This is a genomic window from Caulobacter sp. AP07, assembly GCF_000281955.1.
Lineage (GTDB): Bacteria > Pseudomonadota > Alphaproteobacteria > Caulobacterales > Caulobacteraceae > Caulobacter.
This window is the reverse complement of record NZ_AKKF01000309.1, coordinates 1-7441: the sequence shown is the minus strand read 5'-3', so window position 1 is coordinate 7441 and position 7441 is coordinate 1. Positions and strand designations below refer to the sequence as shown.

11 protein-coding genes are annotated in these 7441 nt (G+C 68.3%); 6 read left to right on the top strand and 5 right to left on the bottom strand.

Features of this window, described 5'->3' with window-relative positions; translation table 11 throughout:
• Positions 1 to 348: 348 nt before the first annotated feature.
• Genes PMI01_RS25595 through PMI01_RS25585 form a run of 3 tightly spaced genes read right to left on the bottom strand, consistent with a single transcriptional unit; the run spans position 349 to position 2234 of the window.
• Positions 349 to 795 (bottom strand): hypothetical protein, encoded by a 447-nt coding sequence (locus PMI01_RS25595; RefSeq protein ID WP_007676636.1) that lies wholly within the window; start codon positions 793 to 795, stop codon positions 349 to 351.
• A gap of 3 nt (positions 796 to 798) precedes the next feature.
• Positions 799 to 1122: a rod-binding protein gene (locus tag PMI01_RS25590; protein ID WP_007676635.1), complete on the bottom strand. Its 324-nt coding sequence runs from the start codon at positions 1120 to 1122 to the stop codon at positions 799 to 801.
• Positions 1122 to 2234, bottom strand: coding sequence for a flagellar basal body P-ring protein FlgI (locus tag PMI01_RS25585; protein WP_007676634.1), 1113 nt, complete (start codon positions 2232 to 2234; stop codon positions 1122 to 1124). Before PMI01_RS25585 ends, PMI01_RS25590 begins: the two co-directional genes overlap by 1 nt.
• A 222-nt stretch (positions 2235 to 2456) precedes the next feature.
• Here PMI01_RS25585 and PMI01_RS25580 point away from each other — a divergent pair, with 222 nt between their 5' ends.
• The 3 genes from PMI01_RS25580 (at position 2457) to PMI01_RS25570 (ending at position 4088) form a co-directional block, all read left to right on the top strand.
• Positions 2457 to 2885, top strand: coding sequence for a flagellar assembly regulator FliX (locus tag PMI01_RS25580; RefSeq protein WP_007676633.1), 429 nt, complete (start codon positions 2457 to 2459; stop codon positions 2883 to 2885).
• A 175-nt stretch (positions 2886 to 3060) separates the two neighbouring features.
• Complete coding sequence (gene dksA, locus PMI01_RS25575; protein WP_007676630.1) at positions 3061 to 3489, top strand: RNA polymerase-binding protein DksA; 429 nt, start codon at positions 3061 to 3063, stop codon at positions 3487 to 3489.
• A 101-nt stretch (positions 3490 to 3590) separates the two neighbouring features.
• On the top strand, positions 3591 to 4088 hold the full coding sequence (locus tag PMI01_RS25570) for a GNAT family N-acetyltransferase (protein WP_007676628.1): 498 nt from the start codon (positions 3591 to 3593) through the stop codon (positions 4086 to 4088).
• Between the two features lie 7 nt (positions 4089 to 4095).
• On the opposite strand, the gene PMI01_RS25565 is transcribed toward PMI01_RS25570, so the two are convergent.
• Together PMI01_RS25565 and PMI01_RS25560 are read right to left on the bottom strand one after the other, a co-directional pair.
• On the bottom strand, positions 4096 to 4710 hold the full coding sequence (locus PMI01_RS25565; protein WP_007676626.1) for a pyridoxamine 5'-phosphate oxidase family protein: 615 nt from the start codon (positions 4708 to 4710) through the stop codon (positions 4096 to 4098).
• Between the two features lie 52 nt (positions 4711 to 4762).
• Positions 4763 to 5119: a response regulator gene (locus PMI01_RS25560; protein WP_035038536.1), complete on the bottom strand. Its 357-nt coding sequence runs from the start codon at positions 5117 to 5119 to the stop codon at positions 4763 to 4765.
• Positions 5120 to 5459: 340 nt separating this feature from the next.
• On the opposite strand from PMI01_RS25560, the gene PMI01_RS25555 reads away from it, so the two are divergent.
• The 3 genes from PMI01_RS25555 to PMI01_RS25545 form a co-directional block, all read left to right on the top strand.
• Positions 5460 to 6257, top strand: a complete 798-nt coding sequence (locus tag PMI01_RS25555; protein ID WP_007676622.1) for a crotonase/enoyl-CoA hydratase family protein — start codon at positions 5460 to 5462, stop codon at positions 6255 to 6257.
• Positions 6257 to 6913 carry a DUF3052 family protein gene (locus tag PMI01_RS25550; protein ID WP_007676620.1) on the top strand — a complete coding sequence of 219 codons (657 nt, stop codon included), beginning with the start codon at positions 6257 to 6259 and terminating at the stop codon, positions 6911 to 6913. Before PMI01_RS25555 ends, PMI01_RS25550 begins: the two co-directional genes overlap by 1 nt.
• A 5-nt stretch (positions 6914 to 6918) precedes the next feature.
• On the top strand, positions 6919 to 7441 hold a 523-nt coding region (locus PMI01_RS25545; protein ID WP_007676618.1), incomplete at its 3' end, for a hypothetical protein.

Here is a 7441-nt window from a genome sequence, read left to right as displayed (position 1 = left end):
TTCCCTACACGACGCTCTTCCGATCTCGGCTGGTGATGACGGTCTCGGGCCTGACCCTGACCCTGCTGGGCACGCTGACGGTGGTGACCTTCTGGGGCAATCCGACGGGGAGCCTGCGGCGGCGGAAGAAGGCGCCGTTGGCGAAGACGGTCGAGGCGGCGGCCTGACGTCCTTCCTTCCTTCTCCCCTTGCGGGAGAAGGTGTCGGCGAAGCCGACGGATGAGGGGTTTCTCAAACGACGAACGCCGCGACCGGCCTTTCGGCCTGTCGCGGCGTTTTGCGTCTATCGACCCCTCACCCGGCCCCGCTTCGCGGGGCCACCCTCTCCCGCAAGGGGAGAGGGAAAACCTAAGCCCGCTGGTTCAGCGTGATCGCCGTGCCGCTGGCCCGGTACGCCGCGCCGTGGGCGCCCGGGCCGTAGCCGACGGCCTGCGGGCGCTGTTCGGCGACTTCCTGGGCGATGGCGCGGACCAGGCCCTCGGTGACGGTCTTGGCGGCGGTGACGGCGCGGCCCTGGCGGGCCAGGACGGCGTCGAAGGCTTCGGTGGCGCGGATCAGGCGCTGGCGGACCGCCAGGGCGGCGCCCGACACCAGGGCGACATTGGCGCGAACCCGCGTCGACTCGTGGCGATAGAGGTTGGCCAGCTTGGCGACCTCGTCGACATATTGCGCCGCCTCGTGCGGGCGGCGGGCCTCGAAGGCCGACGATTGCCGGGCGATCAGGTCGGTCAGGCGCTCGGTCAGGATGATCAGCTGCTCGACGCGGTCGTCGGCGTCTATGGCGTTGAGGGCCATGGGTTACTCCTTCAAACCTTGCATCTTCAGCATCTCGCGCTGGACCGTGGCGGCCAGGCCGATGCCGCCGGACTTGGCGACCTGCTTGGCCATTTCTTCGTTCAGCAGCGACTTGAACATGTCCTCGCCCTCGCCGCCGCCGCCCAGTTCGGGGGTCTTCACCCCGGCCGACATCGACTGCATCATCACCGACAGGAACGAGGCCTCGAACTTCTGGGCGGTTTCCTTGATCTTGCCGCGGCGCAGCAGCTCGGCCGTCGAGGCCGCGGTGTTCGGCGTGGCGGTGTCGATCAGGGGAGTCGCCGCGATGGGGGCGAAGGAGCCCATTACATCACCTCGATTTCGGCTTGCAGGGCGCCCGAGGCCTTGATGGCCTGCAGGATCGAGATCATGTCGCGCGGCGTGACGCCCAGGGCGTTGAGGCCGCCGACCAGGCTCTTGAGCGAAGCGCCGCCGCCCAGGGTCAGCAGCTTGCGGCCCTTCTCCTCCTCGACGCTGACGGTCGACTGCGGGACGATGGCGGTGCGGCCCTGGCTGAACGGGGCGGGCTGGCTGACGGCCGGGCTCTCCTGGACCGAGATGGTCAGGTTGCCCTGGGCGATCGCCACCTGGCTGATGCGGACGTCGTCGCCCATGACGATGACGCCGGCCACCTCGTCGATGATCACCTTGGCCGGCGAGTCAGGCTCGACCTCCAGGTTCTCGATGGCGGTGACAAAGCTGATCATGTCCATGCCGGGCGGCGGGCGGACCGCGACGATGGTCGGGTTCTGGGCCTGGGCGCAGTTGGCGAAGCGCTGGTTGATGGCGTCGGCGATGCGGCGCGAGGTGGTGAAGTCCGGATTGCGCAGGGTCATGCGCAGGACGTCCATGCTCACCATCTGGAAGCCGGTTTCCTTTTCGATGATGCCGCCGGCGGCGATCCGGCCGGCGGTCGGAACGCCCTTGGTGACCGAACTGCCCGAGGCCCCGCCGGCCGAGACGGCGCCGGTCTGCACCGAGCCCTGCGCCACGGCGTAGGTCTGGCCGTCGGCGCCTTGCAGGGCGGTGACCAGCAGGGTGCCGCCCAGCAGGCTCTTGGCGTCGCCCAGGGTGGCGACCGTGACGTCCATGCGCGCCCCGGCCGCCGAGAACGGCGGCAGGTTGGCGGTGACCATGACGGCGGCGGTGTTCTTGGTGTTGAGGTTGCCGTCGCGGACGTTGACGCCCTGGCGCTCCAGCATCGCCTCCAGGCTCTGCTTGGTCATCGGCGCGTTGCGCAAGGAATCGCCCGAGCCGTTGAGGCCGACGACGATGCCGTAGCCGATCAGCTGGTTGTCGCGCACGCCTTCGAAGGCGACGATGTCCTTGATCCGCGACTTGGCGTCGGCGGGGCTCGCCACCAGGGTCATGGCGGCGAGGGCAAGGCCCAGAACGGATGCGAAGAATGAACGAGACATGGCGATCCTGCGGCGGGGTCGTATCCCCGCCCTGCTCCATGCCAGAAGCGGGCCACGAAAAAATTCAATGAAATCAGTAAAAAGGCGGTGATTTTCTGCCTGCGACAAACGTGTCCGGCAGTTTCTGCCCGGCATTAACCATACCGCAAGCGGCGGGCCGCAAGATGTGGTTAACGAGGGGATCTGAGTCCCTGTTCTCGCGGGTTTGGAGCGGCGATCGTCATGAAGGTTTCCAGCACGGGGGGCGCGGGCGCGGTTGGCGCATCGCGGGCTAAGCCGACTGGTGGCGGTTCGGGGTTCGCCCTTCCCACGGTCGGGGGCGCGAGCGCGGCTTCGGGCGTCGCCCAGGCCGGCGGCGTGGCCGGGGTCGGGTCGCTGGACGCCCTGCTGGCCCTGCAGGCCAACCTCGATCCGATGGAGCGCAAGCGCCGGGCGGTGAAGCGGGCCGGGGGCCTGCTGGACCTGCTGGACGCCCTGAAGATCGCCGTGCTCGACGGCGAGGTCTCCACCGGCACGCTCTCGAAGCTGAAGACCGCCGTGCGCGAGCATCGCGAGGCGACCGACGACCCGGCGCTGGAAGCCATCCTCAACGAAATCGAGACCCGCGCCGCCGTCGAGGCCGCGAAACTCGAAGCGGCCCGGCAGGGGTGAGCGGGACCATGGAACCCGGCGACTTCAGCATGGTTCTCAGGGATAATCCCAGGCGCGATGCGTCAGTGCGCCACGCTGAATGGGCCGCTCACATGAGGTTCATTGAACGAAGCTATCGTTTTGGTATAAGCAGCCCGCCTGACATGGGCGGAGTTCATCGGGGCGTGAGGCGTTAATGCAAACGGCCACTGTTCTTAAGGCATCAGACTCGTATCGTCCGACGGACGACGAGCCTTTCATGAACGAACGGCAGCTTGAATATTTCAAGAAGAAGCTGCTGGTCTGGAAAGAGGAGATCCTCCGCGAATCTCGCGAGACGGTCACCCATCTCCAGAAGGAAACTGAAAACCATGCCGACCTCGCCGATCGCGCGTCGTCGGAAACTGATCGGGCGCTGGAACTTCGCACCCGTGACCGTCAGAGAAAACTTATCTCCAAGATCGACCAGGCGTTGCGTCGGGTCGAGGACGGTTCCTACGGCTACTGCGAGGAAACCGGCGAACCCATCGGTTTGGCGAGACTGGACGCGCGACCCACCGCGACGCTCAGCCTGGAAGCCCAGGAACGCCACGAACGTCGGGAGCGGGTTCACCGCGACGACTGAGATCCTTTCGAGGGCCTCGACTGAATGTGTTTCAAGCGGCCTCGCCCTTATGGGCGGGGCCGTTTTCGTCTGAGGCGAAGCGCGCTGGAAAGCGGGAAGAGATGAGCCAGATCCGTACGCCTCGGCTATTGCTGCGCAGGGCGGAGGAGGGCGATCTGTCAGCCCTGCACGGCATCATGTCCGATCCCGTGGCCATGAAGTACTGGTCCACCCCGCCGCACGTCGATCTGGACGTCACGCGGCGATGGCTGGCCAGCATGATCGAAGCGCCGGCCGAGATCAGCGACGACTACATCGTCGAGCGCGATGGCCAGGTCATCGGAAAGCTCGGCGCCTGGCGACTGCCGGAAATCGGCTTCCTGCTGTCCCGCGCCGCGTGGGGCCAGGGCTATGGACGCGAGGCGCTGCGGGCCTTCATCGCCCACGCCTTCGCCGGGCGGACCGATCACCTGACCGCCGACGTCGACCCCGACAACGCGGCCTCGCTGGCGCTTCTGGCGGGGGCGGGTTTCGTTGAGACCGGGCGGGCGGCGCAGACCTGGCAGCTCGGCGACACCTGGTGCGACAGCGTCTATCTCAGGCTGGATCGCGACCGCTAGCCGTCGCCTACCACAAGCTCGCCGCGGCCCGTTCCGGCCAAGCCTTGTCGTACTCCGCCCCGCCGACCGTATCCTCGCTCATCGCCGCCAGCATGGCGCCGGGCGAGGGCAGGGATCGGGGATCGACCTGGGCCTCGGCCTTCCACAGGCCTGAGCGGACGATGGCGCGGGCGCACTGGAAATAGGCCTCGACCACGGTGACCACCAGGCAGGTGCGCGGCGCCTTGCCATCGACCGCGAAGCTGGCCAGCAGGTCGGGATCGGCGCTGACTGCCGCCCGGCCGTTGACCCGGAACGTCGTGCCCGAGCCGGGGATCAGGAACATCAGCGCCACCCGCGGGTCGCGGACCACGTTGCGCAGGCTGTCGATGCGGTTATTGCCGCGCCGGTCGGGCAGGATCAGCGTCCTGTCGTCGGCGATACGGACGAAGCCCGGCTGGTCGCCGCGCGGGCTGCAGTCAAGGCCCTCGGGTCCGACGGTGGCCAGGGCCAGGAACGGCGAGGCCTCGATCAGGGCGCGATAGTGCGGGGTGATGCGGTCGGCCACCTTAACGGTCGAGGCCGCGACCGGCGCCGGGGTGTAGAGGGCCTCGAGCGCTTCGAGGCTGTCGATGACGGTCATGGCGGGCCCCTTGGATCAGGCCGCCAGCATAGCCGGCCTTGGGGCCTGAAGCCTAGGCGGCGGCGCCTTGGGCCACGGCGCAGGCCTCGGCCAGGCGGTGGGGCGAGATCGGCTTGTCGACGACGGCGCGGGTGCGGGCCCCCAGCTGATCGGCGTTGCCGGTCACATAGACCACGGGGATCGGCCCCAGCCGGGCCAGGATGGCCGTCACCGCCTCGACGCCGGTGCCGCCGATGATGCGGTAGTCGGCGGTAATCAAGTCCGGCGGCCTTTTCAGAGCGCAATCAAGCGCTTCCTGAGGGCTTTCCGCGATGTCGAAGCTATCGAAACCTTGCTCCGCGAGCAAAGCTTCGACTTCCATCGCGATGAGGATTTCATCCTCGATGATCAAAGCATGTCGTTGGGACATGTGCACTGAACGCCGCCGCTTCTGTAATTCGTCCCTGACGCTAGTAGAAGCCTATGATTCCTCTTCACGCTAACGCTTTTTATGGTCGAGCTTGTCTAAAATGTCGCAGCTTCGCTGTTGCGTCTTGTTCGCAAGCGGCGCCGTGAGGGGCATTGACTGGTGACATCGGTGTCATGAAAGTCGAACACTTTGCTGATCTGAACAGCGCGGGCGACTTTACCTTATTGTTCAGCGAACGCCGTGCGTCGGGCGGCGGCCCGTGCGTTGGTATGCGGAGTCTTGCGTCGCCCTGGGGAAATTGCGCTATGCAGAACGCAAAAATACGCAGGAGCGCCCACCCATGTCCCTGATCCTTACCGAGAAGCGCGGCCACGTCGCCGTTCTCACTCTCAACCGTCCCGAGGCGATGAACGCCCTGGGCGCGCCGGGCGACGGCGACCAGGTGGCGGCGGCCTGCGAGGCGATCAACGACGACCAGGAGATCCGCTGCGTGATCCTGACCGGCGCGGGCCGGGCCTTTTCGGCCGGCGGCGACGTCAAGGCGATGAAGGCGCGCGAGGGGGCGTTCGGCGGCAACGGCGTGGCGGTGCGCGACGGCTACCGCAAGAACATCCACCGCATCGTGCGGGCCATCTACGGCCTGGAGGTCCCGTCGATCGCGGCGGTCAACGGCGCGGCCATCGGCCTGGGCTGCGACGTGGCCTGCATGACCGACATCCGCATCGCCGCCGACACCGCCAAGTTCGGGGTGACCTTCCTCAAGCTGGGCCTGATCCCCGGCGACGGCGGGGCCTGGCTGATGCCGCGCACTATCGGCATGAGCCGAGCGGCCGAGCTGCTGTTCACCGGCGACGTCATCGACGCCGCCAAGGCCGAAGCCTGGGGCCTGATCAGCAAGGCCGTGCCGGCCGAACTGCTGATGGGTGAGGCCATGGCCCTGGCGGAGCGGATCGCCCAGCAGCCGCCGCACGCCCTGCGCATGGCCAAGAGCCTGCTCAAGCACGGCCAGACCGCCAGCTACGACACCCTGATGGAGATGAGCGCGGCGGCCCAGGCCATCGCCCACCACACCGAGGACCACATGGAAGGCGTCGACGCCATCCTCGAGAAGCGCCAACCCAACTTCCGGGGCGTCTGATGGGCAAGGAGGCCAAGGGCGTCTGGGGCCAGCTCTCCGACGGCGAGAGCGACGGCAAGCTGTTGTGGGAACCGCCCAAGCTGATCTTCCGCGGGGCGGTGCGCGGCATCTTCCAGGGCCACGCCCTGCGCGACCTGCGGGTCGAGGGCCCCGACCTGGTGCTGACCGACGGCACGCGCTTCACCCTGGAGCCGGGGGAGGCTGAAAAGTGGCTGCACGCCATCCAGAACCCGCCCGGCCGCCTGGACAAGCTGGGCGTCAAGGCCGGCCAGACGGTGGTGGTCGAGGGGCTGGACGATCCGGAGTTCCTGGCCGAGCTGTCGCAGCGCGTGGAGCCGGTCGAAGCCTATGAGGACGTCGACCTGCTGTTCCTGGGCGTGGAGGACCTGGCCGATTTCGACCAGTTGGAAGATCTGGCCGGCGGCCTGGCCGCCAAGGGCGCGATCTGGATCGTCGCCCAGAAGGGCAAGGGCGCGCCGCTGAAGGACACCGAGATCCTGGCCGCCGCCCGCGAACAGGGCCTGGTCGACACCAAGGTCTGCGCCTTCTCCAAGACCCACACCGCCCTGCGGTTCGTGCGGCGCAAGGGCGGGGCGGCGGTCGCCAAGCCGGCGCCCGCTGACGACGACGCCGGTTTCGACGACGAGGACGCGTAGTCCGCATGCAGCGCCGCATCCCGCGCCGCTCGGCCTGGCTTGGGGCGCTCCTGGCCCTGGTCGCCGCCCCGACCATGGCCCAGCCGGCCGCCGGCGCCGGCGCGCCGCGCGAGTCGTTCGAGATCGCCGTGCCGCTGGCCCCCGCGCCGATCCCGGTCGAGGGGCGGCGGCAACTGGTCTACGAAGCCCACCTGACCAACTTCACGCCCGATCCCCTGATGGTCCGCCGGGTCCGGATCGCCGACGCGGACACCGGCGCGACGCTGGCCGTGTTCGCGGGCGAGGCGCTGGCCCAACGCCTGGCGGCGGTTCCGGCCGTCGCGGGCGACGCCACGACCGTCGCGTCGGGGCGTCGGGCGATCGTCTTCATCGAGCTGGACCTGGCGCCGGGCGACCCTCCTCGGGGGCTGGTCCACGAGGTCACCTATGCGACGACCGACGGGACGGCCTTCATGGTCGTCGGCCCGCGCGTTGCGATCGATCCCCGGCCGCCGGTCGTGCTGGGTCCGCCACTGGCGGGGGGGCCCC